31 protein-coding genes and 1 tRNA gene are annotated in these 25185 nt (G+C 70.0%); 17 read left to right on the top strand and 15 right to left on the bottom strand.

Going from position 1 to position 25185, the window contains the following annotated elements; genetic code table 11:
• Position 1: 1 nt before the first annotated feature.
• Together IU369_RS21000 and IU369_RS20995 are read left to right on the top strand one after the other, a co-directional pair.
• The gene (locus tag IU369_RS21000; RefSeq protein ID WP_217924406.1) at positions 2–505 is read left to right on the top strand and encodes a 3'-5' exoribonuclease domain-containing protein; all 504 of its coding nucleotides are present in this window, start codon (positions 2–4) and stop codon (positions 503–505) included.
• Positions 502–816, top strand: a complete 315-nt coding sequence (locus IU369_RS20995) for a hypothetical protein (protein WP_217924405.1) — start codon at positions 502–504, stop codon at positions 814–816. The genes IU369_RS21000 and IU369_RS20995 overlap by 4 nt, the downstream gene beginning before the upstream one ends.
• 56 nt (positions 817–872) lie before the next feature.
• Here the strand turns inward: IU369_RS20995 and IU369_RS20990 are convergent, their stop codons facing one another.
• Complete coding sequence (locus IU369_RS20990) at positions 873–1616, bottom strand: tRNA(His) guanylyltransferase Thg1 family protein (protein WP_281426268.1); 744 nt, start codon at positions 1614–1616, stop codon at positions 873–875.
• Positions 1617–1675: 59 nt separating this feature from the next.
• Positions 1676–2461 carry a hypothetical protein gene (locus IU369_RS20985; RefSeq protein ID WP_217924403.1) on the bottom strand — a complete coding sequence of 262 codons (786 nt, stop codon included), beginning with the start codon at positions 2459–2461 and terminating at the stop codon, positions 1676–1678.
• Between IU369_RS20985 and IU369_RS20980 the strand changes: the two genes are divergently transcribed.
• On the top strand, positions 2434–4248 hold the full coding sequence (locus IU369_RS20980) for a hypothetical protein (RefSeq protein WP_217924402.1): 1815 nt from the start codon (positions 2434–2436) through the stop codon (positions 4246–4248). The two genes, IU369_RS20985 and IU369_RS20980, sit on opposite strands and share 28 nt — an antisense overlap.
• Positions 4249–4266: 18 nt before the next feature.
• Here the strand turns inward: IU369_RS20980 and IU369_RS20975 are convergent, their stop codons facing one another.
• The 5 genes from IU369_RS20975 to IU369_RS20955 all read right to left on the bottom strand — a co-directional run bounded on the left by IU369_RS20975 (position 4267) and on the right by IU369_RS20955 (position 9824).
• The gene (locus IU369_RS20975) at positions 4267–4806 is read right to left on the bottom strand and encodes a hypothetical protein (protein ID WP_217924401.1); all 540 of its coding nucleotides are present in this window, start codon (positions 4804–4806) and stop codon (positions 4267–4269) included.
• Between the two features lie 31 nt (positions 4807–4837).
• Positions 4838–6574, bottom strand: coding sequence for a hypothetical protein (locus IU369_RS20970; protein ID WP_217925165.1), 1737 nt, complete (start codon positions 6572–6574; stop codon positions 4838–4840).
• Positions 6575–6639: 65 nt separating this feature from the next.
• Positions 6640–8418, bottom strand: coding sequence for a hypothetical protein (locus IU369_RS20965; RefSeq protein ID WP_217925164.1), 1779 nt, complete (start codon positions 8416–8418; stop codon positions 6640–6642).
• A gap of 64 nt (positions 8419–8482) precedes the next feature.
• The gene (locus tag IU369_RS20960) at positions 8483–9301 is read right to left on the bottom strand and encodes a hypothetical protein (protein ID WP_217925163.1); all 819 of its coding nucleotides are present in this window, start codon (positions 9299–9301) and stop codon (positions 8483–8485) included.
• Positions 9291–9824 carry an RNA polymerase sigma factor gene (locus IU369_RS20955; protein WP_217925162.1) on the bottom strand — a complete coding sequence of 178 codons (534 nt, stop codon included), beginning with the start codon at positions 9822–9824 and terminating at the stop codon, positions 9291–9293. Before IU369_RS20955 ends, IU369_RS20960 begins: the two co-directional genes overlap by 11 nt.
• Positions 9825–10020: 196 nt before the next feature.
• Here IU369_RS20955 and IU369_RS20950 point away from each other — a divergent pair, with 196 nt between their 5' ends.
• The 3 genes from IU369_RS20950 (at position 10021) to IU369_RS20940 (ending at position 11266) form a co-directional block, all read left to right on the top strand.
• Positions 10021–10464 (top strand): hypothetical protein, encoded by a 444-nt coding sequence (locus tag IU369_RS20950; protein ID WP_217925161.1) that lies wholly within the window; start codon positions 10021–10023, stop codon positions 10462–10464.
• Positions 10458–10811: a hypothetical protein gene (locus IU369_RS20945; RefSeq protein ID WP_217925160.1), complete on the top strand. Its 354-nt coding sequence runs from the start codon at positions 10458–10460 to the stop codon at positions 10809–10811. Before IU369_RS20950 ends, IU369_RS20945 begins: the two co-directional genes overlap by 7 nt.
• A 122-nt stretch (positions 10812–10933) precedes the next feature.
• Complete coding sequence (locus IU369_RS20940) at positions 10934–11266, top strand: hypothetical protein (protein WP_217925159.1); 333 nt, start codon at positions 10934–10936, stop codon at positions 11264–11266.
• Here IU369_RS20940 and IU369_RS20935 read toward each other — a convergent pair.
• Both IU369_RS20935 and IU369_RS23695 read right to left on the bottom strand, forming a co-directional pair.
• A complete protein-coding gene (locus tag IU369_RS20935; protein ID WP_217925158.1) occupies positions 11263–12093 on the bottom strand; it encodes a hypothetical protein in 831 nt (276 codons plus the stop codon). The genes IU369_RS20940 and IU369_RS20935 overlap by 4 nt on opposite strands.
• 124 nt (positions 12094–12217) lie before the next feature.
• On the bottom strand, positions 12218–12346 hold the full coding sequence (locus IU369_RS23695) for a hypothetical protein (protein WP_281426267.1): 129 nt from the start codon (positions 12344–12346) through the stop codon (positions 12218–12220).
• A 146-nt stretch (positions 12347–12492) separates the two neighbouring features.
• Between IU369_RS23695 and IU369_RS20930 the strand changes: the two genes are divergently transcribed.
• The 3 genes from IU369_RS20930 to IU369_RS20920 are packed head-to-tail and all read left to right on the top strand — an operon-like array spanning position 12493 to position 13227.
• Complete coding sequence (locus IU369_RS20930; protein ID WP_217925157.1) at positions 12493–12795, top strand: HNH endonuclease; 303 nt, start codon at positions 12493–12495, stop codon at positions 12793–12795.
• A gap of 46 nt (positions 12796–12841) precedes the next feature.
• Positions 12842–13057 carry a hypothetical protein gene (locus IU369_RS20925; protein ID WP_217925156.1) on the top strand — a complete coding sequence of 72 codons (216 nt, stop codon included), beginning with the start codon at positions 12842–12844 and terminating at the stop codon, positions 13055–13057.
• Positions 13054–13227, top strand: a complete 174-nt coding sequence (locus tag IU369_RS20920; protein ID WP_217925155.1) for a hypothetical protein — start codon at positions 13054–13056, stop codon at positions 13225–13227. The genes IU369_RS20925 and IU369_RS20920 overlap by 4 nt, the downstream gene beginning before the upstream one ends.
• Before the next feature lie 69 nt (positions 13228–13296).
• Here IU369_RS20920 and IU369_RS20915 read toward each other — a convergent pair whose 3' ends face one another.
• Positions 13297–15006: a hypothetical protein gene (locus IU369_RS20915; RefSeq protein ID WP_217925154.1), complete on the bottom strand. Its 1710-nt coding sequence runs from the start codon at positions 15004–15006 to the stop codon at positions 13297–13299.
• A 228-nt stretch (positions 15007–15234) separates the two neighbouring features.
• On the opposite strand from IU369_RS20915, the gene IU369_RS20910 reads away from it, so the two are divergent.
• Complete coding sequence (locus IU369_RS20910; RefSeq protein ID WP_217925153.1) at positions 15235–15654, top strand: hypothetical protein; 420 nt, start codon at positions 15235–15237, stop codon at positions 15652–15654.
• On the opposite strand, the gene IU369_RS20905 is transcribed toward IU369_RS20910, so the two are convergent.
• Complete coding sequence (locus IU369_RS20905) at positions 15651–16433, bottom strand: nucleotidyltransferase domain-containing protein (protein ID WP_217925152.1); 783 nt, start codon at positions 16431–16433, stop codon at positions 15651–15653. The two genes, IU369_RS20910 and IU369_RS20905, sit on opposite strands and share 4 nt — an antisense overlap.
• 102 nt (positions 16434–16535) lie before the next feature.
• Here IU369_RS20905 and IU369_RS20900 point away from each other — a divergent pair, with 102 nt between their 5' ends.
• The 3 genes from IU369_RS20900 (at position 16536) to IU369_RS20890 (ending at position 18559) form a co-directional block, all read left to right on the top strand.
• On the top strand, positions 16536–16961 hold the full coding sequence (locus IU369_RS20900; RefSeq protein ID WP_217925151.1) for a hypothetical protein: 426 nt from the start codon (positions 16536–16538) through the stop codon (positions 16959–16961).
• Positions 16962–17028: 67 nt separating this feature from the next.
• Positions 17029–17113: transfer RNA gene (locus IU369_RS20895), tRNA-OTHER, on the top strand.
• Positions 17114–17149: 36 nt separating this feature from the next.
• A complete protein-coding gene (locus tag IU369_RS20890; RefSeq protein WP_217925150.1) occupies positions 17150–18559 on the top strand; it encodes a hypothetical protein in 1410 nt (469 codons plus the stop codon).
• Between the two features lie 32 nt (positions 18560–18591).
• Here the strand turns inward: IU369_RS20890 and IU369_RS20885 are convergent, their stop codons facing one another.
• The gene (locus IU369_RS20885) at positions 18592–19182 is read right to left on the bottom strand and encodes a DNA-processing protein DprA (protein ID WP_217925149.1); all 591 of its coding nucleotides are present in this window, start codon (positions 19180–19182) and stop codon (positions 18592–18594) included.
• 144 nt (positions 19183–19326) lie between these two features.
• On the opposite strand from IU369_RS20885, the gene IU369_RS23900 reads away from it, so the two are divergent.
• Positions 19327–19602, top strand: a complete 276-nt coding sequence (locus IU369_RS23900; RefSeq protein ID WP_217925148.1) for a helix-turn-helix domain-containing protein — start codon at positions 19327–19329, stop codon at positions 19600–19602.
• Here IU369_RS23900 and IU369_RS20875 read toward each other — a convergent pair.
• The gene (locus IU369_RS20875) at positions 19516–19968 is read right to left on the bottom strand and encodes a peptidyl-tRNA hydrolase (RefSeq protein ID WP_217925147.1); all 453 of its coding nucleotides are present in this window, start codon (positions 19966–19968) and stop codon (positions 19516–19518) included. The genes IU369_RS23900 and IU369_RS20875 overlap by 87 nt on opposite strands.
• A 594-nt stretch (positions 19969–20562) precedes the next feature.
• Positions 20563–21138 (bottom strand): HNH endonuclease, encoded by a 576-nt coding sequence (locus IU369_RS20870; protein WP_246551676.1) that lies wholly within the window; start codon positions 21136–21138, stop codon positions 20563–20565.
• Between the two features lie 193 nt (positions 21139–21331).
• Between IU369_RS20870 and IU369_RS20865 the strand changes: the two genes are divergently transcribed.
• Entirely contained in the window at positions 21332–22063 is a 732-nt protein-coding gene (locus tag IU369_RS20865) for an aminoacyl-tRNA hydrolase (RefSeq protein WP_217925146.1), read from the top strand.
• Between the two features lie 238 nt (positions 22064–22301).
• Positions 22302–23054, top strand: a complete 753-nt coding sequence (locus tag IU369_RS20860) for a hypothetical protein (protein ID WP_217925145.1) — start codon at positions 22302–22304, stop codon at positions 23052–23054.
• Here IU369_RS20860 and IU369_RS20855 read toward each other — a convergent pair.
• The gene (locus IU369_RS20855; protein ID WP_246551674.1) at positions 23036–24085 is read right to left on the bottom strand and encodes an RNA ligase family protein; all 1050 of its coding nucleotides are present in this window, start codon (positions 24083–24085) and stop codon (positions 23036–23038) included. The two genes, IU369_RS20860 and IU369_RS20855, sit on opposite strands and share 19 nt — an antisense overlap.
• Before the next feature lie 163 nt (positions 24086–24248).
• On the opposite strand from IU369_RS20855, the gene IU369_RS20850 reads away from it, so the two are divergent.
• Entirely contained in the window at positions 24249–25061 is an 813-nt protein-coding gene (locus IU369_RS20850; protein ID WP_217925144.1) for a hypothetical protein, read from the top strand.
• The last annotated feature ends 124 nt before the right edge of the window (positions 25062–25185 follow it).

Raw genomic sequence — 25185 nt, 5'->3', positions numbered from 1 at the left:
GATGCCGACACGCTTCTTCTTCGACACCGAGTTCCTCGCTGCGTCCACCCCGGGGCACGCGAGCTACCACCTGATCTCGATCGGCATCGCCGCCGAGGATGGCAGGGAGCTCTACCTCGAAAACGCGGACTTCGACTGGTCGGATCCGCGCGTAAGCCCATGGCTCTCCGAGAACGTCCGGCCGCACCTCGACGGGCCCGGCGCGGCGGTATCGGTCCCCGCGCAGCAGATGGCAGGAACGATCACCTCCTTCGTCGGCTCGGCCCCTGACCCGCAGTTCTGGGCCTACAACGGCGCGAGCGACTGGGTCGTGCTGATGAGCCTCTTCGGCGACATGCTCAACCGCCCCGCCGGCTGGCCCTCGGCCTTCCGGGACCTCAAGCACTACTTCGAGGCGCTCGGCGTCGCGAAGGCGGACCTGCCGCCTCACGACGGACCCGAGCACCACGCGCTCGCTGACGCGCTCTGGGACCGCACCTGCTTCATGGCGGCGGCCTCCTTGTGAGCGAGAAGGTCACCACGGGCCCCGACGGGAGCGTGTTCGTCAGCGGCTACGGGCGAAAGCCTCGCGTCAGGACCCCGGACGGCCGCGCCCTCAAGAACGGGCTGATCGTCGCCTACCGGATGCCCGACGGCCAGGTCCTGATCGGGCAGATCGCCGCCTTGACCCAGACCACCGGCACCATCGAGCTCCGCCTCTGGTCGCCGGGTGCTCCCGTGATCTCCGACGGCATCGCCACCCTCGAGAGCATCCAGGTCACGTGCCTTGCCTCCGAGGTGCACATCGTGGAGCCGCAGCAGGGCCGAGCCCTCTAGGAGGGGGATCAGATGCGCGGCGGCGTGTGCCAGATGCCGCGCTTCGACGCCCTGCGCTACTCCGGGTCGGCGGGCAGCAGCTCCGAGAGCAGGATTCCGCCCGGCTGGGCGTTCAGCTCGGGCGCCGGGCCGACCTGCCACTCCCGGCTGATCGCCGGCGGGTCCAGCTGGACGGTCTCGCCGGTGCGCTTGTCGGTGTAGCTGGTGCGCAGCCGCGGGACCTGCCGCGCGAACTGACCGGACATGAACCGGGGATCGAAGCTGCCGAGGCTGACGCCGGCCGCCTCGATCATCTCCCTGCGCTGAACGGTCGGCACACCATGCAGCTGCCTGGTGGAGAACATCGAGGAGGCGACGGCGTTGACCGCGTTGCGCCTGCCGTCGAGGTAGCGCCAGTGAAGGGCGTTGGCGACCTCGACGCGGCTCGGCAGCGTGAACACACGCGCGTCGAAGACCGCGGGCGCTCGATCGGGGAAGTGACGGGCGAAGAGCGCCGTCATCAGCGACGCCGACACCGAGACGATCTTCTGGACCTGCCCTCCGTGCCAGGCCTCCGTCCCGGGGCGCGCGAAGTCGTGGGTGACCAGCGACAGCTCATCCGACTGTTGGAGGGCGCAGCAGACGTTCGGGATCTGCTCACAGAGTGCGACCATCACCTCGCCCATCGCATCAACGAGTCGGATGGAGCAGGGGCGCTCCAGGCCGCGCGTCCAGGAGTGGAACGCCTTTCCGTCGAGACGGATCATCGTCCATGAGCGACTCGGCAGGACCGTTCGCGTCTGCACCTCATAGCTTTTCATGCGGTCGCCCAGGCCGTCGCGGGTCGGTGCCGTGAGCGCGTCCGTGAGCGAGGGCGCGCTCACGACCAGGCCGTCTCGGGCCACATCCGCTCCATGACCTTCCAACGGTTGGGGTTCGCCGCCCTGATCGTAAGCCGGCTCGCCGGTCCACCCTCGATCGCAGCCACATAGGCCCTCAGGTGGCGGTACTCGGAGGCGCTCAGCTCGACCACCTGATGTCCGGTCTCCCGACTCGCCACCGAGACCACGCCGTCGCCGTGCAGCTCGAGGATCGGGTAGCCGAGGCGCTCGCCGAGCACACACGTGTGCTCTCCGACGAAGTCCTCGAAGGGCGTGAGCCGGTCGCTCGGCGATCCGAGCATCACCCGGCTCGCCGACTCGAGGGCCTTCACGTCAAAGGGTCCCTCTCCCTCGGCTCGCAGAAGGCCGCGGACGCGCGACAGGATGCGGATCGTGCGAAGCGCACCGCTGTCCTTTGCTCGCAGGCGCTGCCACTCGTCCTCGTCGAACTCCTCGGCGGCGGTCTGGCAGCAGTACTCGGCGAGGGCGCAGAGGCTCGGGAAGGAGACGCGGCCGGAGGATCCGATGTGCAGATACGGGGTGCCGGTGAACCGGGCGAGGACCTCATCGGCGTCGTCGCCGATCACGATGTTGAACTCGTCCAGATGCGCGCGCCAGGCACGCGGGAGCGAGTCGATGTTGATCGTCGCCCGGGAGGGCGCTGAGGTGGAGAGGATGACCCCTGCCCGCGCGGTGAGAGGGGTGCCTCCGGCGGGCCGGCGAAAGCCCGCCGGGCGCAGGGCGTGAGGGGACTTGCGTGTCTGGGTGGAGCGACCGCGGGGCACGAAGTGAATCTACGACGGGTAGTGGGACTTGCATCGGGGTCATCCGACTCGTGAGCTGTGAGGAATCCGCGCGAGGTGGGGGCACCGGCCGCATCCTGGGTGGAATGGCCCGGGGATCCCGCACACCTGCAAGTGCCGCCGCCGCATCAGCGCAGCCGCGCGGTAGCTCACGAGACGAGGCGATCGTCGAGGCGCGGGCACACCTGGACGCAGCGTATCGAGACCTGTGCCTGCTCCGGGCCAGTGAGAGAAGCCAGCCCGCCCTCACGGCTCTCTACGACTTCCACGCCGCGACGCCCGACTCGCGCGGGCGGGCGAAGGAGACTCTCGAGGCGCGCGACCAGGAGATCGAGGAGGAGCTCGCCGCTATCAGGGCTCGCAGGATCACGAAGAACAACCCCCAGGAGGGCACGAACAGGGAGAAGACGCTCCTCGGGACCCTGCTCCAGTGCCGGAGCCTGCAGGCCGCGATGGGTTTCCCGACCACCGAGCCCGTCGATCAGAAGGCCCTCGGGATCGCCCAGCGCCGGATGGTCCGGTTCGAGGAGCAACTGCGCGCGTCCGCCTTCGACGATCAGGTCGAGAAGGCGATCCGCGAGGGCAAGATCGACTGGTTGCGGGCGCTTGCAGTCGCCTATTTCGGTGACTCCGAGGCCTGGGACGCGACGATCGACGAACGCGAGGTCGAGCTCGCGAGGATCGCGCTCGAGCATGACGCGCGCGTCGCCTGTGTCCCCTCAGGCATCTGGGAGAGCCTCAGCGAGGGGGTCTTCAGCGAGCTCGCCCGGATGGAGCGGGCGGAGCGGTCCTTCGGGGATGAGGCAGAGTCGGTCCTCCACCGCGAGGAACACCGGCCGCACTGGTTCGGCTGGCAGCCGACCGCCACCAGCGCCAGGCAGGCTCGGGCACGGGCCCAGGGGCTGCTCCGGAACCCCTACATGATGATGGGGGGCGAGCCCCGGAAGGCCGGGACCGTTCTCCAGGCGATCGTGGAGGTCGACCACCCGACGCTTCGCCGGCTGCTGCGCGAGGACCCGGCCCTCGAGCTCGGGGGCTTCATCGCCGGTGGCGGGGCCGGTGGCCGCACTGGGAGACCATCTCCGGGCCTGACGGGCCACAGCAGGGCGAACCTCTACGCCTGCGCGCGCAAGGCGGCCCAGGTGCCTGAGATGGGCGAGGTGGAGGTCCGGTTCATCCTGGACGCCGGTTCCTTCCGGGGTCGGCCCGATGACAGCATGAGCGAGGCCGTGCAGGCACTCGGGTTTGACGTGCCGGTCTCCTGGAGCGAGCTGGCGGTCAAAGAGGATCGGACCCGGGGTCTGTTCTCGCTGAGGCAGGTCGAGAGCGACCGACCCGATTCCGAGCCGGCGTCGCGGACGTCGTTCCTCGGGCCGGACTCCTGCAGGCACGAGAACGCCCAGTGGCGCGAGAGCGGCCACCAGACCGCTCTGCTGTCCTGTCCGGACTGCCTGCGCCTGCGTCTGCGCGCTGAGCCCCTCCACCGACTTCCTGACGACCTGAGAATCGTGGCCCACTCCTCGGAGTCCGGGACCGGGACGACGAGTGTGGCCGACGCCCTCGAGCGCCGCCGGCACTACTGCGAGAGGGTCGTTCTCGCAGCGCGCCTGCGCGGTGAAGAGAGCTCCGAGACCCTCACGATCGCGCAGCTCCGTGCTCGCGACGGGGTGATCGACCCGAGGCCTTCCCCCCGCGTCCAGGTGGATGTTCCGGCGCGCGCTGGCGCCAGGGGCTCCGTGCGCGATCTCCTGAACAGCCGATCACGCTGACACCGGGCGCTCTGTCCGCTACGACAGCCGGTGTCGCGGGGTGAGTCGAGCCCGTAGATCCTCGACGTCGCGCACCGCCCCGAGCCGCCCCGCCATCGGGTGACGCTCATCGGACACCGGTATCTCGGTGAAGGGGGTGTCGAGCGATGCGCGCGGTGTCTGCGACCAGAAGCCCGTCGCGCCGGCCAGCAGGAAGACGTCGTCCACCCCCGCCGGCAATCCGGGGACGAGGGCCTCGCAGAGGGTCGGTGTGATCCTCCGCACGAAGGCGATGCCGACGCCGAGGGGCTCGGCCCGCAAGGCGCTCGCGTCGGGGACTCCCCACACGGCCGCGGCGGAGCGGTCGGTCGCCATGGCGATCGGCTCACCGGCGATGGTGGAGCTCGCGGCGAAGGTGATCAGGTAGGCGCTCGCGGCGATCGGCTGCCCCGGCCACGGGACACCGTGGACGGCCTCCACTCTCGCCGCGATGATCAGGTCGCTCCCGGCCATCAGCGAGGGGAATCCGCCAGCGGGCTGCTCAGCGACGCCGATGACGAGTACCGCAGTGATGATCATGGGCACTCAACGTCGTTCGGGGTTCAGGCTCTCAGGTAATACGGGTCCTTGCCCCGATCGCTTCCCCGCCCCGTCGTGTGCGCAGGAGCAGTTCCCGCACGCTCGCGCTCGGCGCGGGCGGTCCGGAGGGGATGTCGCTGGTGTAGGCCGCGGGATCCGGATCGAACGTGCCGTCGCGAGCGATCAACCCCGCGAGGTCCTCCACCGGGCGCTCATCAGACCGCAGGAGAGCCATCTCGGTCTCGGCTGCCAGATAGTCCTCCGGGGAGATGACCTTCCCGATGAAGTCACCCAGCTCGGCGGGCGATCGGTGGAGGGGCTCGACGACCACGCGCTTTCGCAGGCAAGACGGGCAGTTGAGCGCGAACGAATCGACGCGCGCCCTCGAGGGCTCGATCGGGGAACGGCCGGGGACGAGCTGCCAGGTGGCGCCCTCGTGGGCGCACTGCCGCGGTCCGAGCAGATCCTCATGGAGTGCCGGCACGCCATGGGTGTCCGCCCCGTAGGTCGGCAGGTGACCGGCGCCGGACCAGACGGGCAGCCGGGTTGTCTCCTCGGTCATCCCCTCGGCGGCGCTCGGTCCGAGCAGCCGGGCGGTCGCCTCGGCTGCGACCCCCCGCAGGTGAGTGTCGTTGGCGTGAGGCATCTCCTCGAGCTCGAGCATGAACTCGATGGTGGTCCCCCGGCCGTCGAGGTTGGCCTTCAGCCTCAGTCCGAGCAGGATCCGCACCGAGTCGTCCTCCAGGGCGGAGAAGTCGGGGCCCATCGGGTCGCGACCCTCCTCCGGCGCCCAGGGGCCACGCACCTGGCGGTGGATCTGGAGACCGACCCGCTCAGGAGCGTTCCGGTAGCGATGCTCGAGGGCACGGAACGTCGCCTCGTCGACGCCCACCCTCACATGCTCCCCTATCCCCGCCCGGTCGCCGCCGCCGACGATCCGGGGGCAGCGGAGCAGTGCGTGGACCTGGGCCACCGCCATCTGCTCGGTGGTTGCGATCGGGGTCTTCTGAGGACTCAGGACTCCGATCCGGTACAGCATGTCCTCATTGCGATCGCCACCGAGCCTGGAGTTGTAGAGCTCGGCATGGACCTCCCGGGCTGAATCCGGATCACAGATCAGATCGACCCAGTGTGCGTCGAGGTCCTGGCCCATGTGCGCGGCGAAGCGCGCCAGTCCGACGAGCGTCCCATCAGTGGCGAACGGCCCCGCCGGGGCGATGCCTGTCCTGTGGGCGATGATCTGCGTCGCAAGGACACGGGCCCGCTCCGCCTCACCGCCGATGAGCAGCGCGCCGAGGCGCTCGTTGCCCAAGTGACCGAGGACGCCGATACGCAGACTCCTTGCCAGCGACTCCAGGTACGGGGAGTCCGGGGCCATCACTTCCAACTCGGCCACGCGCTGTCGCACCTTCTCGCGAAAGGCCTGGAAGCACTCGAAGTCGAGGCGCTCGAGTCCGATCGCGGAGGCGAAGGCGCTCCAGCTGGGCGGATCGCCTATCGCGCCGGCCCGCTCGAGCAACGACAGATGCCGCTCCCGCGCCTGGACGAGGGTGTCGAGGACCTCATCTCCGGGGCAGCCTGTGAGGAGGCGGTAGCCGGCGACCTGGACGTAGCCCTCACCGTCAGCGAACTCGTGATCCAGGCCCAGCAGGGCGCCACCGATCTGGCGCACGGGCGTACCGGAGTTGAGGATCCCATCGATCATGACCGCGTAGTGCTGCTCGGACGCCTCGATGAGCTGGGCGAAGTCATCGGGCGCCTGACTCACCGACAGCGGGGTCCGGGGAGCGCCGAGACCGCGTACGACCCGGTCCGCACTGCCGCGCCCGCGGCTCACCGCGCGCCTCGTGAGAGGATCGACGAGACGCTCCCCGTGGTGGGCGGCTCGACCGCTGATGGGGTCGAGTAGATCGCCGGGCGCAGATCGGCGCGGCCGTCCCGCTCGATCAGCTCCGAGATCGATCCCACCGGGGGACGACCCTCGAGGGCGTCGAAGCCGGCCTGGACCGTGAGATAGGCATCAGGCTTTCGGATCAGCCCGGGGGCGGATCGGTGAAGGGGCTCGACGGCCACCTTGGCGCGCATGCAGCGATGGCACCGAAGCGACTGGGCATGGATGACCCCTGATGAACCCGGCGCGCGGACGACGGGCCTCCACTTGGCCCCCGGATGCGAGCAACCCTCATCGCCGAGGACCGCAGCACGGGAAACCGCTGGTGCCTGATCATCGATCGCGTGCCGCCTCTGGAGGATCGCCCGGCCGTCCCAGGTCTCGCTCTCGGGCGCCAGGGTGCCCATGGCGCGGGGATCGACACCGAGCGCCTCGATCTGGCTCTCCGCCTCCTGACGGCGTCGCTCGGGCGAGCGGGCCCGCGACTGGCCGAGCGGGAGGACGTAGTCGATGGTCGTCAGCCCGGTCTCGAGGCGCATCCGCAGGCGAAGGGCCAGGGACTGGGCCCGGTGGGCGGCACGGACCTCCGTCTGCGTCGCGCGCGCCCGGGGCTGGAGCTGGGGCTCGGGGTCGTACGCCTCCTCCAGGATCACGAGCCCGAGACTCTCCGGAGATCCGAGGTGCGCCGCGATCAGCTCCTTGAAGGCCGGCAGCTCGGCCTCGGCGCGGACGTGGGTGTGGATCTCCCGCTCGGCGGAGAGCCTCCAACCCGCGCCGGGAGCGCCGGCTCCGGCCATCTGCGGACACCGCAGCAACGCACCGACACACGCCCGCGCGGTCTGCGCGTCGTGGCTCGGGGGGATCACCAGCCAGCGGTTCAGGATGCCGTGTTCATAGAGGTCCGCCTCCCACTGATCGCCTGCGAGCCGGCCCCCTGCGAGCGACAGCCAGCTTCGGCGCAGTTCCCGTGGGGAGCGCAGCTCGGCGACCCAGTTCCGGTCGGAGGCACTCACCGAACCCGCGAACAGGGCGAGCCCCCTGAGCATCGACAGGCTCTCGGCGTCGGTTGCCACCGGCGGATCGCTCACATCCTCTGCACGAAAGGCCTCAACGAGATCCGCGGCTCGCCGGGGCTGCCCATCCGAGAAGAGCGCCGCGAGCCGCTTCGAGACGGCGCCATCGAGGTGGTGCCCCGCGATCCGGGCGGCCACCGGGTCGAGTCGCGTGTGATCGAGGATGCACTCCTCGATCTGCCGCAGTCGAACGCGGGCTTCCTGGTGAAGGTCGCGCGCGGCGAGTGCGCCGGTGCGGTTCCAGGCCGCGAGCAGGTCGATGGATCCTTTGAGGCGTGGGCGCTCGATCGCACCCTCCAACAGACCGAGGTGGGCCTTCTGGAGTTCCAGTGCCCGCTGCAACTGCTCAGCGACCCTCGCTGTCGTCTCCTCTCCGGTCTCTCGACGGAAGAGGATCGCCGCGATCAGGAGGTCCGCCTGTCCGTCGGTGAAGGGCCTGGTCGACGGCGGAGTGGTGGGCGCGAGCGCGCGTGGCGGAGGGCACCCCGCCAGGAGCGCCACGAGGAGAGTTCGATCGAGCTCGGGGACGAGCTCTCGCGCCAGCTCGAGATCCTCGCGCGTTCGGGCCCGGCGTCGCTCGGTGAGCGACTCCTGGCTCGCGACGCGTCTTTCGAGGTCGCTGGTCCTTATGCCGCGGCCCCTGCTCACAGACCCGAGGGTAGGACGACCTGGCGGCGCGGACGGATTCTCACCCGCCTCGAATGCCTCGAAGCTAGTCGGCGTTCTCCCGCGCCGGGGCATCGGCCTTCGGCGGTGCGATCCGACAGGCCGGAATCCGGCGTTCGGCAGCGCGCGCGGTGGTCCGCTGGCAGGGCCTCAGGCGGGGGATCAGCAGCGTCACGGATCGCGCCGCGCCCTTGCCGGCCGGTACTCCCTCACGTAGCGCCCGGGTGATCCGGCGCGCCTGAGCGGGCGGGATCGACCCATCGATCCTCAGGACGGGGGTCCGCACCAGACCCTCCGGCAGCGAGTATCCGAACGGGGCCCTCAGGTCCAGACGGGGTCGCACCTTCCGAGTCCCTGAACGCCAGACGACGCCGGCCCCCAGGGGTGCTGCGAGTCGCACCTCATCGGGCAGGGTCCCGTCGCTGACCACGGATCGCACGAGGGACCTGACGGCTTTCGCGTAGCTCGTGCGCGGAGGGAAGGCGAGGGAGGGTAGCTCCTGCACCTCGAGGATGTGGGGTGAGCCGTCGGCCTGCTTCAGCCAGGGGGCGCGCGCGAGCACCGCGGATTCAGCGACGGCGGCGCGGGGACCTTCGGAGAGCGGCAGCGCGAGCCCTTCGCGATCCGCGTAGTGGACGGCAGCGGCGATGGCCGCCCCACTGAGAGCGATCACGGCGAAGCAGGTCGCTGCCCCGCCCCGTCGCCGTTGGCGTCGTTGGCGCTCCTCGGCCTCGGCCTCCTCGACACCTTGATCGAAGGCCTCGACGCTCGCACGGAGGATCTGCTCCCGGGACTCCTCAGGGGCCTGGAGCCGCTCGAGCCGTTCCCGGAGGACCCGCTCCATCTCGTCTTCTTCAGCGGTCATCGCCGACCTCGATCCGCTCGCGCAGATCCTTGAGGGCTCGGGAGAGGCGCGAGTGGATGGTTCCCACTCTCACCCCGAGTATGTCGGCTGCCTCATCCGGGCTGAAACCGTAGATCAGTCGGAGTACCACCGCCACCCGGTGATCCAGCGGGAGCTGGGCGATCGCGCTGATCGCGAGGCGAAGGTCGTCGGCGACCTCCAATCCCCCGTCGAGGGAGCCGATGACGTTCTCATCGAGCTCGGCGTGCCGCTGAGACCCGCGCGCGTGATCGATCGCGCAGTTGATGACGATCCGGCGCAGCCACGGCGCGAAGGGGCGATCGACATCGAAGCGTGAGAGGTTGCGGAAGACCCGCTCGAAGGCGTCCTGGACGGCGTCGTCCGCCCCTTCCCGGCTCCCGACGACCAGATACGCAGCACGCCACGCCATCGCGAAGTGACGCGAAGCGAGATCCCCTGCCGCCCTCCGGTCACCAGAGCGCGCTCGGAGAATCAGATCCCGATCGCTCTCATCGGACCTCACGCGAGGGAGCCTACCTTTCGCGGGAAGATTCTTTCACTCGCACGGGAAGCAGAGCACCTGCTCGGAGGTATGCGTGAGCATGCCCAATCCCCGATTCACCCCACGACTGCTCATCCTCCTGATCCTGGTCCCGGTTCTGTCGGCATGCGCGGCATCAGCGGCCCCTCAGTCAGCCGATGATCCACAGCTCGAGGACATGCCTTGGATCAGCCAGCCGGACGGCTCCCCCGCCATCGATGAGGTGCCTGGCGAGCCGTCTCTGGTCTTCACCGCGGGGACGGACTACCCCGAGGCCCTGCGAGAGCTCTACATCAGCGTCGCTGAGCGGGGAGCCCTGCCCCCCGGCACATCGATCGCCGAGCCGCTTCCCTCCGAGGTGGTTGCGGTGCTGCCCGCCGATGACAGCCAGGGGCTCCGTCTGTCCCTGACCGCACCCTGGGGCTGGTCTGTCGATGAACGACGCATCCGTCCGCCGAGCTACGCGCTCCCCGGCAGCCTCACGCCCGAGGAGTTCCGCCAGCGCCTGGATGAGGCCAAAGCCGCGGGCCGCGCCCTCCCCGAGGGAGCGGCGATCGACATCCCGCCGATGCCCGCATGCCAGTTCCCGGTCGGCTCGGTCGAGGAGCGCCCCTCATGCTGACACGTCGCCTCCTCACGGCCATCTGTGGCGCCTCCGTCGGCATGGCCCTACTCGCGACGCCGGCACAGGGTGCCTCGACTAACTGCAACGTCAACGCCTCCGCCGACTACGTCAGCTGCCTGTCGCTGAACAACCCGGTCCAGGAGGTTGCGAAGGCCAACAGCTCAACGGGGCTGCCCTACCGCTTCAAGCTCCTGCGCAGCTCCGACGGGGCGACCTGGGGCTACTGGGAATGGACCAGCACCCAGTACCACGTCATCGGGCTGAACCTCTCGGGTCTGATCACCGGACAGTTCGACAACCGGGGCAGCGGCAACCCGAGCAGCTTCTACATCGAATTGGCCTGACGCCTCCGAGGCTCAGGCCGTAAAGCTCTGCCCCGGTTCCATAGCTGCGCGGTTGTGGGCCGGGGCAGGGAAACACTGCGAGGAACCAGCGGGGGCGCAAGGACCAGACCTAGGGTCGGTCTGTGCCTGGCATCCCCCTCTCGACCACCGGAACGCTCAGCCGTGCGCTCACCGAGCGACTCGGGCCGGCGCTCGTCGGATACATCGCCGCCGCCGGCCGCCCGCATGTCGCGGCCTGGAACGCGGAGTCCTCGCGGCCGGACCATGAGCAGATCCGGCGCCTCCAGGCCGCGAGCGCGGTCTTCGGGCGCATCGAGGCGGCGACCTCACCCGAACAGGCGCGGGCCTTCTTCATCGGCCGCAACGACCTGCTGGGCGACAGGACACCGAGCGACGCCCTGCGCGCAGGCGACATGTCCGCTGTGTCGGCCGCGGCGGACCACTTCCTGACCTAGGGCGCCTGCGCCTCGATCGGATCGAGAAGCGCGCCGTCCAGGAACCTGCGCGTCCGGGACTCGCCCGCCATGTTGGTCGACGGAGCGACCCCGATCGGCAGGGTCTGTCCCAGCCGCTCCCAGGCCTCTGCAGCCTCCTCGCTCTGGAGCCCGCTCGCCCAGAGGCACATGCCGTTCGCGGCCATCCAGCGGGCGCCGACCGCGTAGAGCGACAACGCGATGCCCTGGCGGCGGAAGTCGTCCTCACCATCGCAGTCGTAGCCGTCGAAGACTCGGATGTAGTCCACCAGGGGCTTGTCGACGTGGAACTCGAGGAAGGAGCGGTGCTGCTCGGCGAAGTCCTCCTGGATCCTCGACCTGACCGCCGCCCATTCGTCGCGGAGACCGCATGCACCGAGACCCTTCAGGCGCTGCTGCTCATCCCAGGGGACCCACCCGCGACCGGATTCGACCGCGGCCCGCAGCTCCGGCTCATCCCACTCGGCCTCCGGGGCCCGCTCCAGGAGCCGCTTCAGGGCGTAGAAGGACCCCGACCGCTCCAGCGCGTAGTGGAAGGGGTCGGGGAACAGCCGGGCCGCCCTGTCTGCGGGGACGTAGGAGATCTTCAGATAACCCGCCTCGCGCCCACGCGCCTGGACCCCGAGGCGGTGGACCGTCCAGCCCTCAGCGATGCCGTCGTCGACGTCCCAGGCGTAGCCGAGCTCGAGCTCGACGCCCTTGTGTGTCGTGATCCGCTCGAGATCCAGCGCACGACAGACCGAAGCCGGTCCTGAGGGGGCCCTGAGGGTCGCGGTGCCTGCTCGACTGGTTCCTCGTCCGCGCGCCATCGTGACCGGATCCTACGCCCGGGATCGCCACCTCCCCGGATCTCCGTGAACGCCTGAGGGCCGCGCGCGGCGGCCCTCCAAGGTCGGCATCTGAACGGTGTCGCCAACGCGGGCCCCGAAGGGGCTAGCGGCGGATCCAGGTCGCGGCCTGTGCGGCGGATGCGCTCGCAAGGACCGCGAACCCGGCCGCGACGCAGTAGAGCGTCATGGCGTGTCGGCGCATGGAGCGCCGGACCGGGGTGAGGTTCTTCATCGAAGCGATGATGCGAATGCCGCAGACGCGCACACGCGTTATCGCGCCGCCGGCCAGGAGGTCGACGTGGAGGAACCAGACACGGGTAATCGGCGAACGAGGAGTTCTCGACGGCCGGCCTCCAGAGGTCGGCTAGGTTGTCACCGATGAGGGAACCCGCGGCTGAGTTCCAGTGTCCCCTGTGTCATCGGGTGTTCGGACATCGGCTGACGAGACACCACCTGGTCCCGCGATCGCGCGACGGCTCCGAGACCGAAGGGGTCTGTGAGGACTGCCATCGGGCGATCCACGCCTTCTTCGACAACCGCCAGATCGAGCGCGAGTACTCGAGCATCGAATCCCTCCGCGCCGATCCCGCCTTCGCCCGTCAGCTGCGCTTCATCGCGCGCCAGCCGGTGAGCGTCAGAGTGAAGACAGCGACCCGGCGCGACAAGCGACGACGGCGATAGCTCAGAACCCGGCGGGCGGCGACGCGCGACGCCTACCGTCACCGACATGCGTCGGGCCCTTCCCTCCTTGTTCATCGGTGCTGCGCTCGCCTTCACGGTCTGGCGTCTCGTCATCCGCCGCGGCGCCGCCGCCGCCGAGCCTCAGACCGTGTCCGAGGATCGCACCTGGGGCTCGGACGGTGAGCCGACCCTCGAGGACGCGCGCGCATCGATCGCCAGGCTGCGAGCTGCCGCACGCGCGGCGCAGGAGCAGCAGGGATGATCCTCGCGGTCATCCTCATCAGCTTCCTGATGACGGGAGCCGGCATCATCTGGCTCCGTCAGCGGCGCCGTCACATCGACTCGGCCGAGCGCCGGCGGGAGCAGATGGCGATCGAGCTGATGATCACCCTCGCCCAGGCCCGCGATGACTCGGAGTCCCGCCGCCCCTGATCGTCTCGCGGTCCCGTGGGCCCATGTGGTTGCCGCACGACTGCCGGCAAACGTGCAGCAGCTCGCCGGCTACCGGGAGCCGCGGCGAAGCGACTCACGGACTGTCGTCGCCGTCCGCGTCTGCTGGGATCGCGGCGTGACCGCGTAGTCGGCCGGGTCGAGCGACGCCACGGGCGAATGGGCGACCAGGTCCTCCCAGCTGCCGTGGAAGTCCGGCTCGCCGGAGAGGGCGCGTCGCCGGCGCTCGGCGCCGAGCAGCCGCTTCTCCTGACCCAATGCCAGCTGATCTCGCTGCGCCGGGTCGGGGATGCTCTGGACCGGCACACTCGCCGCCTGGCGGCGCAGGCAGCGGGGGCATGAGAGCACGAGCACCTTGGCGCGCAGGGCGCGTTGAGGCACTGCGTCCCAGCTGGCCCCGTGATGGTCGCACCGCTCAGCGGCGAAGACCCCGAGAGAGACCCCATCGCCAGCCGACTCCGGCACTCCCGAGATTCCGATCGCCGACACCAGATGACCATCCCAGTGGCGCAGGTTCTGGCGCCCGGAGGACAGGCCGGCGCACCGATCACCGAATGCTCGCACCGCACGCGCAGTGCCTTCACGCTGAAGCACCGACGCAGCCCGGGCTTCGGCCGGCTCGCCGAGAGGAGTCGTGAACACGACCTCCTGCTCCCGGTCCCCGTCTCGGCGGGACAGACGCAGACCGAGCATCGGCCGGACCTCACCGAAGCGTTCGGCCCCGCCTCTGACACGGGTGTCGACCCTGAGCTCCCGCGTCTTGCTCGCGGCCCCGTCGAACTGGCTGAGAAGGATCAGGTCGCACTGCCCACCGGCGCCCTCGATCCTCTCGATCAGCGTCTGCATCACCGTCGACTCGACGACCACGTGGGCCTGGAGCCGGTGGGGGCTCTCCCCTTCGAGCAGCTTGAACTCCGAGCAGGCGATCCAGGGCCGATTCACCAGTGCCCGCGCCTGAGCCAGCGCGGTGTCGAGATCCTCACACACCGGCACGTGCTCGTAGGGCGCGGCGACACCGAGATCATGGAGGTGCCGCTCGTGCTGGTCTCCGCTGCGGTGATAAGCGGTCTCCTCGGCGTGGAACCACTTCAACTGCTCGTCGCGGAGATCCAGGAGCGCCGACATCGAGCCACGCGCCGTGATGTTCTGGCCCGGCGCCATCGCCTCCGCACGGACGAGAGCCGCGACGGTCAGCAGACGCCAGGGCTCCAGGTCGTCGATCCCCTTCCAGGATGCGACCGCCTCCACGAGGGGGATCACCTGCTCGGGGGCCTCAAGGGCGCATGTCCGCAGCAGCTGATCGATGGCCCGTGTCTGGTAGCGGGCCATCTGACGGGGCGCCCGCACGGGGAACCCCGCGCCCATCATCGTCTCGAGCTCATCAGATACAGCATGCTCTAGAGCGTTCGCCACGGCGCGGGACATGCCGCCAAGGAGCTTTGTCTCATCGGGGAAGATCAGCGCCTCATGGATCTGGTCGAGCAGCTGCTCGTGGGCGGCGATCGCCCGTTCCGCCAGCTGCTCGGGCGATGGCGTCGCATCGGGCCGGCCGAACTCGGCCTGGATCATCGATGCCTCCATCAGCGCGAGACCGCCCTCGGTCGTGTCGTCGAGTGTCCGGATGATCTCGATCATCTGAAGTGCCGGACGTTCGTGGCCCTTCTCCCCGCTCAGTCCTGCGATGTCAGACCGCACGAGCGCATCGACGCCATCGGTGAGCGCCTGTTCCAGCAACGCCTGCCCGTCGGGTGCCGATGACACCGCCCGCCGCGCCCGGGCGCGCGCTCCGAGAATTGTCTGCTGGCGACCCCTGGGCACTCATTGAGTCTAGGGCTGCGGTTGCCCGGGGCGCGGATCTCACTGTCACTCGCGATCCTCTCCAGATCGCAGCTGCATCGGCGCTTACGTGTCGTACGTTGCTGGTGAACGCGGTGAGCCGAGTATCCAGACGGCGGCTCCCGACGATCCGATCAGAGAGGGATGTCCAAGATGAGAGAGCCGCGCACGAGCACCAGGACCTGCCGGTGCTCCAAGTGTTCGCGCACCGAGGCCGACGGCGCCCGCTTCGGCGTCAACCCCTACCAGTGCCTCGACTGCGTCGCGGCCCGGATCCGCGACTACCGGGCGCGCAAGAAGGCCGCCGCGGCCGAGTCCGTGGAGTCGAACGAGTCCGCTCCGACCGCCGAGGTCGAGGTCGAGGTCGAGCAGATCCTCGTCGGCGCTCCGATGGACAGCCGGGACCTGATGGTCCGCGTCGAGCGCCACCTGGCCGATGGCGGCGAGACCTGGATCGGCTTCGCCACCCGCGCCGAGATCGCGCCCGGCGTGCTCCATGGGATCATCAGCGGCCGTGGCCCGGAGCGCACCGACGCGGAGACCGCCGCGAAGATCCTCTCCGCGCTGCGCTAGGACTCATCGGGAGGGCGGCTGGAGCCGCCCTCCCGATGAAGCTGGTCCAGCCTCACCTCGATCAGGAAGGCCTCCACCTCCGCGCGCGCCGGCTCGGGGGCCAATGCGCTCGGGATCGACTTGACCCGCTCGAACATCCGCTCGAACTCGGCGTTCAGCTGCGCGTCGTCCAGGCGCGCGTAGGCACGCAGCCGATCAGGATCAGCGACACGCAGCTGCATGTCCCCGGTCTCGAGCAACGCCCGTACCTGCTCGTAGAGCCGGAACAGATGCCGGACCGCCTTCTCGCGCCGTCTCGGGGACTCCGGAGGTGTCGCGAGGGCCCGCTTGAGCTGGGAGACCGCGTAGCCGGTGTAGGTCGTGCGCACCTTCTCCGAGAGGAAGGAGAAGCGCATCTCGCGCAGCCGGCGGCCAAGAGGTGAGTCGATGACGGGCTCGGCCCAGAGGATCTCGAGCACGTTGGGGTTCGCGGCGAGGCAGAGGCGGCAGAACTTCTCCAACTCGAAGCAGCAGATGTCCGGATCCTTCATCTCCAGCTGGTCGACCGGAGAGGTCAGACCGAGCAGCTGACGGGTCGGGGCGAGGTAGAGGCCGCGGTAGTCGTGGTCGGACTCCGGGGTCGCGAGCCCGTAGGCGTGTGATCCGACGAGCGCGACGAGGGGTAGCTCCTGGCCGGCCATCACCGGCAGGGAGCGGATCAGCGCAGCGTGATCGACCTCTCCCGGACGAGAGGTGCCGTTGGGCACGGTGAGAGAGCCGTGTGATCGTCCGCGTCCCATGTCGGATCCGAGGGTAGGTGTGCCGCGTCGCCGCGCTCGGTTTTCCTCGCGTCATGAGAGGACATCGCGGCTGGCGCCACCGCGCGGACTATGCTCAGACGCATGAACACAGATGACGCCCTCGACGTCTCCGGCCTGCGTGCGGACCTGAGGCTGATGCACACCCAGGCCGCCCTCAACGCCGCAGAGCAGGCGCTGCGCGCAGCCGAGACCGCGTCCCATGAGACGCTCCGCGTGGTCATCCACTCGGGTTCGGGATACGAGCGCGTGCTGACACGCATGGGTGAGGTGATGCTCCAGGCGAACCTCTGGTTCTGGTGCCTGCGCGGCCGGCGCTCCAGCGCAGTTGCGATCGCCGCGGAGATGCCACACATGCGCCCCTACCTGGAGCAGCGCACCGCCTGGGCCCTCCAGGAGCTCACTGAGGAGCTCGGCCGAACGCGATCGGTGGCCGAACGCGACATCATCGATGAGTGCCGGCGCTCGCTCGAGCAGGACCGCGCCGCACTGGAGTCCTTCGGCCGTTAGGCATGTCATCGAGTCCCTGCGCCCGGGACGTTGATGCATATCGCCGATGGCGCCGTATGGTCGTGACGCGTCCGTAGCTCAACGCTCCGCCAGAGCGCCTGGCTCTTTCCGACATTCCGGGTGGTTGCGGGTATCGAGTCCCGCCGGACGCATGTCTTTCATCCACGGTGATCACGAGGGAGAAGCGCGTGGCGAGCATCGAAGACCCGCGCACGTTCCTCGAGGAGAGCCTCGGCCGCCGCGCCGCGACCCCTGATGTCGCGCGGGCGATCGTCGCCCTCGAGATCCCCGGCCTTCCCGTCCCCCTCCGGCGCGAGCTGGAGCAGCTGGCAGGCAGCCGCTCGGACTTCAGCTTCGAGACGAGCATGCCGAGCGACTTCGAGCGGGTGGTGGCGGCCGACGACCAGCTGAGGACCCTCGAGCGCCTGTTCGATGGCCTCGACGTCGACCACACCCGGGCCGGTGAGCCGTCCTACCTCGAAGGGCGTCTGGTCGTCGCCCTCACGATGCTCGGTGCACCGGCCGGCGCGTCCGCCCTCGATGCCCTGCGTGCTCGGGCCGAGCTGGCCCGCGCGGGCAATGCCCCCTCCCCCGGCGCACTCCACAAGCGTCTTCGCTTCCTGCGCCGCTTCGAGCAGAAGATCGAGCGCATGCGCCTGAACACCGAGTTCCGGCAGGCCCAGATGCAGGCCAAGAGCCGCCTGGCCCACGCGGTCGGCGGGCGCGACTGTGATGACCTGACGCTCGCGTTCGTCAGCTACCTCGCCGCGCGCGCCAACCGGCGGTCGATGTTCCTCTTCGGCGCCCAGAGCAGGGCCTTCGACTCGATCAGCGAGGCCCTCCACGCGGTCATGCGCGAGCGCGAGGGTGTGAACTGGTTCGCCGTGGCCCACGTCATGCCGACCACCCCGGTGATCGGTCGCCTGTCGGTGGCCGAGCGCGGGAGCCTGATCGGGCTCTTCCATGAGCAGATGGTGGTCAGTGCGAACCGCCTGGGGGTCCTCTGGAGCTCTCTCCCCGAGCGCATGCGCGAGGAGATGGTGATGGTCCGCGACGTCGACTCCTCACGCTGGAACGCCTACGCGGGCTCCTTCAACACGATGCGCTCCGCCTGGATCGCCGCGATGCGCGCCGCGGACCTCGAGGACGCCCTCGACGCCTACCTGCCGGGCAAGGCCGCCCGCCTGATGGCATCGGACCTGGTCTGGGGCTATCGCGCGTTGGGTGAGGAGCTCCACGAGGACACGCGGATGTTCTCCGCGCTCCCCCATCCCTGGACGGTCATCGCCGGCGAGGCGGAGCAGGGCCGCAACGACATCATCGCCAAGGCCACGACCCTCTCCGTGGACGCCCTGGCGACCGGCTGGGTCGGGCCCCGCTCACCGACGCCGATCGAGATCGCCCGCGCTGAGCCCGAGCTCGTCCACGGGATCGCCATCGCCGATCCGGCTCTGGCCGCGCGCCTGCGCCGTGCCGGGGCCTTCAGCGGCAAGACCGGTGGCGCCCGAGCGGACCTTCCGGACACGCTGATGCTCGGTTGGGAGCGCGCCGCGAACGGGACCGCGGTCTACCCGGTGGTGCACCCCGCCCCGGAGTGAACTCCCGGGGGCCGCGCCGTCCCACACTCGTCTCAGTCGAAGAGGGTCAGGGGCGCCGGCGGCCCCTCACCCAGCAGCACGATCGGCACCTCCAGCTGCTCGGCGAGGCGGATCCCCTGCTCGGTCCCCCCGGTGCGTCCGGGAGCCACGCAGGCGATCACAAGGCATGCGGTCTGGCCGGGTCCGGAGCCGAGCAGGATCCCGGTGTTCCGGGAATGGAGCCTCTTCATCGCGGGGCTCAGGACCGGACGGCCGTCGCTGCGCGCAATGTCCCAGGCCGGGTGGGCCGCGGCGGCATGGTGCGCCCAGCCGGGATGGAGCTCGGGGTCATAGACGACCAGCCGTGCCCCATCGGGATGATCAGCACGATGAAAGCCCTCCCATGGGAGCACGACCTCGAGCAGGTGTGGGTCGACCGAGGCGACCCCCTCCGCAAAGGCCTGGTCGGCACCGGGGGCGCCGCCGGACACCACCCTCACCCCCTGGTGGGCCAGGGCGACCCCGACCGCCCGACAGCGATCGGCGTCAGTCCGGGTGACCCGCCGGGTTCCGATCACTGCCACGCGGCCGTGCACCGGGGGAAGGCCGGCGGCGTCGATCACCCATGGGTGTGTGCTCGCCATCGCCTCTACGAGGCTACCCGCCGCCGGCCTTCGCCGACCCCGTTCCCCGGCCCCCGGGCGCCCCGTCGATGATCCCCCCGCTGACGTGGATGTCAGCACTCACACATCCAGCTGGCCGGACCATCGGCCAGGCATGATGTGAGTATGTGCCAGTTGAGCCTGCGGGTGTCCGACGATGAGCCTCGGCTGAGCCCTGAGAGTCTCGCCGAACGCTCTCTCGCGCTGTGTGATCAGCTCGAGAAGGCACGCATGGCGGCGGGGATCAGCCGCCGCGAGCTCGCCCGCCGCGCCGGCCTCGATCCGGGGACCGTCGCCGCCGTGCTCGAGGTGCGCTCAGACCCCCACCTGGAGACGATTCTCCGGATCGGCGGGGCTCTCGGGCTGAGACTCGAGGTCACTCCCGCGCACACCTCGCAGTAGCGGACAACGTCGGTGGCGTAGCGCGCGCGGCGCGTCCCCCATCGGGATCGGCCAGCTGGCGAACACGGTCACAGATCCGGGCTCGACCTCGGTCAGGCCCTCATCGACCATCACCACGCCCTCGACCTCCGCGACGACGCGGGAGAAGACGTGGGCGGTCTGCGCGACCCGTGTGATCGTCCGGGTGCCCTCAGCCTCCCAGGCGCGCAGGGCCTCGATCAGGTGGAGAGGGCAGTCCGGATGCGACGCCGCCCGGAACAGCCGCTGGGCGGCCTGGAAGGCCTGCGCGGCGATCTTCCCCGTCGACATCTCCAGGGGCCCGTTGACGACCAGGTAGACCGCCAGCTCGTGATCGCGCTCGCTCACGTGGATGCCCGCCTGAGGACTCGAACCTCGGGGGCGCCGGCAGACCTGCCACCGGAGCCCGGAACCACCGCGGGCGTGGTGCCCCGGGCGCCGGTGAGGACGCACGGGACATGGCGCCCCGCCTGCCGGTGAGGACAGGCGGGGCGTGGTGCCCTGCGAGCCGGTGAGGGCGCGCGGGGCGTGGCGCCCCGACCAGCCGTCTGGCCGGGGCGAGTGCCCGCCCGAGGACTCGAACCTCGGAGGCGCCGGCGAACCTTCTGCAGGCGCCCGTTGCCACCGCGGGCATGGCGCCCCGGGCGCCGGTGAGGGCGACCGAGGCGTGGAGCCCCGGGCGCCGGTGAGGGCGACCGAGGCGTGGAGCCCCGGGCGCCGGTGAGGGCGTCCGGGGCCTGGTGCCCTGCGTGCCGGTGAGGGCGCGCAGGGCATGGCGCCCCGACCAGTGAGCTGGCCGGGGCGAGTGCCCGCCCGAGGACTCGAACCTCGGGGGCGACGGCGGACCTGCTGCCGGAGCCCGGAACCACCGCGGGCATGGCGCCCCGCGCGCCGGTGAGGACGCACGGGGCCTTGATCTGCGCCCATCGGGGCGCAGACGACTCAGAGCGGGAGATCATCGCCATCTCCCAGCTGGTAGAAGGAGCGGACGTAGTCGCGCTGGGCGCCGTTCAGGCGGCCGGCGAAGCGGATCTGGACGAAGTGCGGCTCACGGGGTGCCCGCGCCGGGTACATCCCGCACTCGAACGGCAGCATCCCGGCCTTCTCGCTGTTGCAGGCCCGGCAGGCGGTGGTGACGTTCTCCCAGGTGGTCGCCGCGGCCCGGGAGTCGAACAGGTGCGCGGGCTTGACGTGGTCGACGGTGAGCCTCGCCCGGTCATGGGACCCGTGCGCGACGAAGCCGCAGTACTGGCAGGTCCACTGGTCGCGTGCGAGCAGGACCCGTCGCGTCACACGTGAACGCTCCGCGAGCGTGAGCTCCTGAAAGGCTGGCCACCGGACGATGACCGGAGCCGGCACGTCGATCCGGGGCGTGCGGTAGCGGCGGGTGCGATCGGCGAGGACCAGCTCGCAGGAGGGAGAGCGTCCCTCAGAGAGCGCGCAGGCAAGATGCCGTGCAGCCGTCCGCTCACGGATCAGGCCGATCGGACGCATCCGCGAATCCAGAGTCAGCGTCATCGGAGCCATGACAGCTCCTTGGGGGAGCGCCGGGCGCCGGAGTGGCTCAGCCGTGAGGCGAGCCGGGGTGAGGAACTAGCGGACTCTTATGGACATCGATGAGAACACTAACAGGCTCATTGGACAGCACGGGTGGATTCTCGCGTGTCTCATTTCGCTCACATCGGGGAGCCGCCGTCGTATCGTCTCAGTGATGGCGTTCAACCACCATGACCTCCCGACGGCATCACTCGCGCGGATGGCCCAGAGCGACCCCTGGGTCATGTATCTGATCGTCCGACGCTCGCATCAGCTGTCTGAGGCCGAGCTGCTGGATGCCTCGGCGCGCGCGTGCCTGGACATCCTCGACGCCCCCGTGCTGCAGACCGAGCCGTGGCGCTCGCGCTATGAGGCCTGGCGGGCGCTGTCGTTTCGCAAGGTCGTGCTGCGGGCCCGCGAGAGCGAGTGGGCGAGCCTGCTGTCCGACGAGCACCACTGCGCCGTCCCGGCAGTCGGGGAGGCGGCCCTGATGGCGCTGCCCCCGATCCTGCGCTCAGGCCGCAGCCCGCTCCTCGGCAAGCTCCGCGTCTACGACCCCGACCGCTCCACCCTCGCCGGACACCAGGGCGCCGAGGCGCCCGCTCATCCGGACGCCGTCCAGCTCTGGATCAACGACGCTGCCGGCATGAGCGTCGGCAAGACGATGGCCCAGGTCGGACACGCCGCCCTGATGGTCGAGACGCTCGAGTGGGAGCGCACCGACGCTTCGGCGCGGCTCGTGGCCTGGGCTGAGGCCGGCTATCCCCTTGGCATCGCGACCGCGGACGCCGACCGCTGGCGGTCCCTCCACGACGGCGACGTCGGATTCGTGCGCGATGCCGGCCTGACCGAGGTCTCGGCCGGGACCGAGACGGTGGCGATCAGCCTCGGCGGCTCCGACTCCTGAGATCGGGGCCCGCCAGCCATTCGGCGACGCGGGCCGCCGTCCATGCGAGAGAGCGCGACGGGGATCGAACCCGCTTTGGGGCCGGGTATAAATCCGGTTGCTGATCCATTCAGCCTCACGCTCGTGCTCTGTCAGTGACCATACGGCGAGCGAGGGACATCGCCGCCGAGACCTGGCATCGGCCCGGCGCTGACGAAGATCGCACGGGCGCGCCCTGGGGCGTCCCATGCTGGTCGGCGTGGCGAGATGGCTGAAGCTGTACCTCCAGGCGGATGGCGATCCGGCGATCCGGCTCGGGGCGCTCAAGCGGGACCACTGGTTGTTCGGTCTGCTCGGTGGTCCGATCCGCGGCGGCGCACCACCCTTCGCCCATCAGCTGCGGGGACTCCCTCCGCGTCTCACCGGAGCGATCGCAGGCGATCTGCTGTTCGAGGTCGATGACCCGCACACAGCACGCCTTGACCGTGGCCGGATGGTCGGGCTCACCGGCGACGGGGAGATCCTCGACTCCACTCCCCTCTCCGCCGTCAGCCGGTTCCCCGACGGAGGCTGGTGGCAGGTCGACCCCGCCCCCTTCGGCTTCAGCTGGATGGGCCCGACCGAGCTGACCCGCCTGCTCACGATCCACAACGGCTCGACCGACTACGGGCCGAGCCACGTCGAGGTCGTCGGGCTGGGGAGGACGAGCGAGGGGGCCCCGGGTTCGCCTCTCCCCTTCTTCGAGCCGTGGGAGGGCGTCCCCGGTCCGGTGATCAGCGCGCCCGAGGAGCTGGCGGTTCTCTTCAGCAGGAGCATCCTCCCCGCTCGCCTGATGGATGCGGCCTACTCCCTGCTGCACGAGAGCGGAGCCCTGGTCCTCGAGCGGATCGGTGATCCGCACGCCGGCGTCCGGCGCAGCCCGGCGCCCCTTCTCCAGGAGGCGCTGGAGCGGATGGTCGTGCTCGATCAGGCCGGGCAGAACCCGCAGATGGTCTACTGGTTCAGCGACTGATCGTCTGAGCCGGCGGTGATCCCGTTGGGGACCACCGCGGCGGTCCGCCAGTGCCCGGTGCCGCCGGGGACGAAGTTCGGAATCACCCACTTGGCGAGGCTCCGGCCGAAGTCGCGGTAGTGGAAGCCGTCGGCGAGGCGCACGACAAAGCCCTCGTTGCGCGCGCTCCAGGGGGTCGTGTCGGGCATCAGCGCCCGGACGGCATCCTCATCGAAGGGCCCTCGGTAGAAGGTCGGCACCATCTGGAGGCCGAGCAGGTCGCACCACTCGATGGTCTGGTCGACCGGCAGCGCCTGGTTGCGCTCGTCCCAGATCGAGTACACGAAGAAGTAGCTCGGCAGCCCGTCGTAGGCGATGGAGTGGCGAGCGAACAGGTTCTCTCCGCAGATCCTCCAGCCCTCCGGGATCTCATGGGCGATCGCTGCGTGGAAGCTGCGCAGCCAGCTCTGGGACGGGTGGGTCGACGACTCGAGCGAGCGCGCGTGGAAGTGCTCGCGGTAGAGCGAGGTGGCCTCGCCGTCGAGCTTCAGCGAGGCGACGATCTCACGGCCGTCCAGGTGGCTCGTGTCGGGCAGGACCTTGTCATCGTTCGTCGCGCCCGGTGAGCTCGGAAGGTGCCATGAGCGCGGATACTTGACCCGCACGTCATAGAGATCGAGGACAGCGCCGGCACGGAGCATCTTCTGCACCTGCTCCTCATAGAAGAGCTCCCCACGTGAGCGCCGGCCGTTGGGGTGGATCGGGTTGCCCCACTTGTCGGTGGTCTCAGCCGCGGCGAAGTGAGCCGGCCTGATCTGGGTCTTGATGCCGGCGCGCTCGCGCAGGAGGCTCGGATCGATCAGGGTCTGCTCGGCCTTCAGGTGGCAAGGCGAGCAGAGGCAGACGCCGTTGTCGAGGTAGTAGCCGCCGTCATGGAAGAGGCGGCGCTCGAGGATGTGATGGGCGTCCGCCCCCTCCGCTCCGCAGACGACGCACAGCCCGCCATCGCGAGCGAACACCTGGGCGCGGAAGTCAGCGCGCGCCAGGAGCACGGGCGAGGGCGCTGCCCCAGTGGCCGATGACGCACCGCTCTGTCTCTTGCCCCGTCCCATGCCCTGATTCTACTGCGAGGTCTGCGATCAGGCGCAGATCTGATCTGGGCGAGATTCGCCCGGAGCGGCCAACAGTCGCACCTACCGTCGCGGCGTGGGATACATGAGCAGACAGCAGCTGGACGCTGCGCGCGAGCTGCTCACACTGCACCTGTCATCCCCCTTCATCGATGATCTGAGCGGCCGGGACTGGGAGAACGTCCTCGCGGCAGTCGCGGGCGGGGAGCGCCGCATCACCGGGTGTAACCGCCCATGGCCCGACGTCTATCTTCCCGGACCGGCCGGGCATCCCCCGGTCGGCGTCTCGGTGAAGACAGAGGCCGTCCGTCGCGGCGCGCTCCGCGCCTGGGACCTGCTCGGCCAGAGCGAGGACCTGATCATCGCCAGGCCGGCGCCGGAGAGCCTGTTCGGTCCGGGTGAGCGCCTTGAGACCGTCAGCGCGGACATCCTCGGGGCGCGGGTGATCGAGGCCTTCAACGAGCGGGTCGTCGGGCGCTACGCCTGGGACCGGATCGCCATCCTCCTGAGACTCCCCGGCCCGCAGCTGAGCGAGTTCATCTACTGGACCCAACCCGCCCAGACCTACGACCCGGCCCAGTGGTGGTGGCGCGACTCGGGACGCGCCCGCCCCGGCAACCGCAACATCTGCGCCTATCGGCGCACCATCGACCCCGACGGACCGACGCGGCCGGCCGCGCTGCGCTGGACGAGCGGGGGCAAGCAGCTCTACATCCGCTACCGGATCCCTCCCGACGCCGATGTCTTCCGCGTCGAGCACCGCCTGAGCTCCGCCGAGGCCCTCGAGGAGCTGCGCGCCGCCGCGCACTGGCGCGAGAGGGCGTTGATCGCCGAATCGGCCGAGCGTGAGCTATCCGATGCCCTCGGCGAGATGATCACTCTCTGCGACCCCCGGTGAGAATGCGGCGGCGCCCCGCCGGGGCGTCGTAGGGTGTGGTCATGTCCGGTGCGCTCGAGATCCGTCGCTGCTCCTTGCTGACGCTCGCGCTCGGAACGACACGAACTCTGTAGGCGCCCTCGGA

It is taken from the genome of Miltoncostaea oceani, assembly GCF_018141545.1.
GTDB lineage: Bacteria > Actinomycetota > Thermoleophilia > Miltoncostaeales > Miltoncostaeaceae > Miltoncostaea > Miltoncostaea oceani.
The sequence above is the reverse complement of the archived record's forward strand: the minus strand, read 5'-3'. Positions and strand labels throughout refer to the sequence as shown.

Coding starts and splice junctions, on each gene's coding strand:
- IU369_RS20910 (WP_217925153.1), top strand. CDS start 15,235: ATGAGAGAGCCGCGCACGAGCACCAGGACCTGCCGGTGCTCCAAGTGT.
- IU369_RS20950 (WP_217925161.1), top strand. CDS start 10,021: ATGCCTTGGATCAGCCAGCCGGACGGCTCCCCCGCCATCGATGAGGTG.
- IU369_RS20945 (WP_217925160.1), top strand. CDS start 10,458: ATGCTGACACGTCGCCTCCTCACGGCCATCTGTGGCGCCTCCGTCGGC.
- IU369_RS20900 (WP_217925151.1), top strand. CDS start 16,536: ATGAACACAGATGACGCCCTCGACGTCTCCGGCCTGCGTGCGGACCTG.
- IU369_RS20990 (WP_281426268.1), bottom strand. CDS start 1,616: ATGAAAAGCTATGAGGTGCAGACGCGAACGGTCCTGCCGAGTCGCTCA.
- IU369_RS20925 (WP_217925156.1), top strand. CDS start 12,842: ATGCGTCGGGCCCTTCCCTCCTTGTTCATCGGTGCTGCGCTCGCCTTC.
- IU369_RS20905 (WP_217925152.1), bottom strand. CDS start 16,433: ATGGGACGCGGACGATCACACGGCTCTCTCACCGTGCCCAACGGCACC.
- IU369_RS20885 (WP_217925149.1), bottom strand. CDS start 19,182: ATGGCGAGCACACACCCATGGGTGATCGACGCCGCCGGCCTTCCCCCG.
- IU369_RS20935 (WP_217925158.1), bottom strand. CDS start 12,093: ATGGCGCGCGGACGAGGAACCAGTCGAGCAGGCACCGCGACCCTCAGG.
- IU369_RS21000 (WP_217924406.1), top strand. CDS start 2: ATGCCGACACGCTTCTTCTTCGACACCGAGTTCCTCGCTGCGTCCACC.
- IU369_RS20865 (WP_217925146.1), top strand. CDS start 21,332: ATGGCGTTCAACCACCATGACCTCCCGACGGCATCACTCGCGCGGATG.
- IU369_RS20870 (WP_246551676.1), bottom strand. CDS start 21,138: ATGACGCTGACTCTGGATTCGCGGATGCGTCCGATCGGCCTGATCCGT.
- IU369_RS23695 (WP_281426267.1), bottom strand. CDS start 12,346: ATGAAGAACCTCACCCCGGTCCGGCGCTCCATGCGCCGACACGCCATG.
- IU369_RS23900 (WP_217925148.1), top strand. CDS start 19,327: ATGTGCCAGTTGAGCCTGCGGGTGTCCGACGATGAGCCTCGGCTGAGC.
- IU369_RS20975 (WP_217924401.1), bottom strand. CDS start 4,806: ATGATCATCACTGCGGTACTCGTCATCGGCGTCGCTGAGCAGCCCGCT.
- IU369_RS20930 (WP_217925157.1), top strand. CDS start 12,493: ATGAGGGAACCCGCGGCTGAGTTCCAGTGTCCCCTGTGTCATCGGGTG.
- IU369_RS20920 (WP_217925155.1), top strand. CDS start 13,054: ATGATCCTCGCGGTCATCCTCATCAGCTTCCTGATGACGGGAGCCGGC.
- IU369_RS20960 (WP_217925163.1), bottom strand. CDS start 9,301: ATGACCGCTGAAGAAGACGAGATGGAGCGGGTCCTCCGGGAACGGCTC.
- IU369_RS20850 (WP_217925144.1), top strand. CDS start 24,249: ATGAGCAGACAGCAGCTGGACGCTGCGCGCGAGCTGCTCACACTGCAC.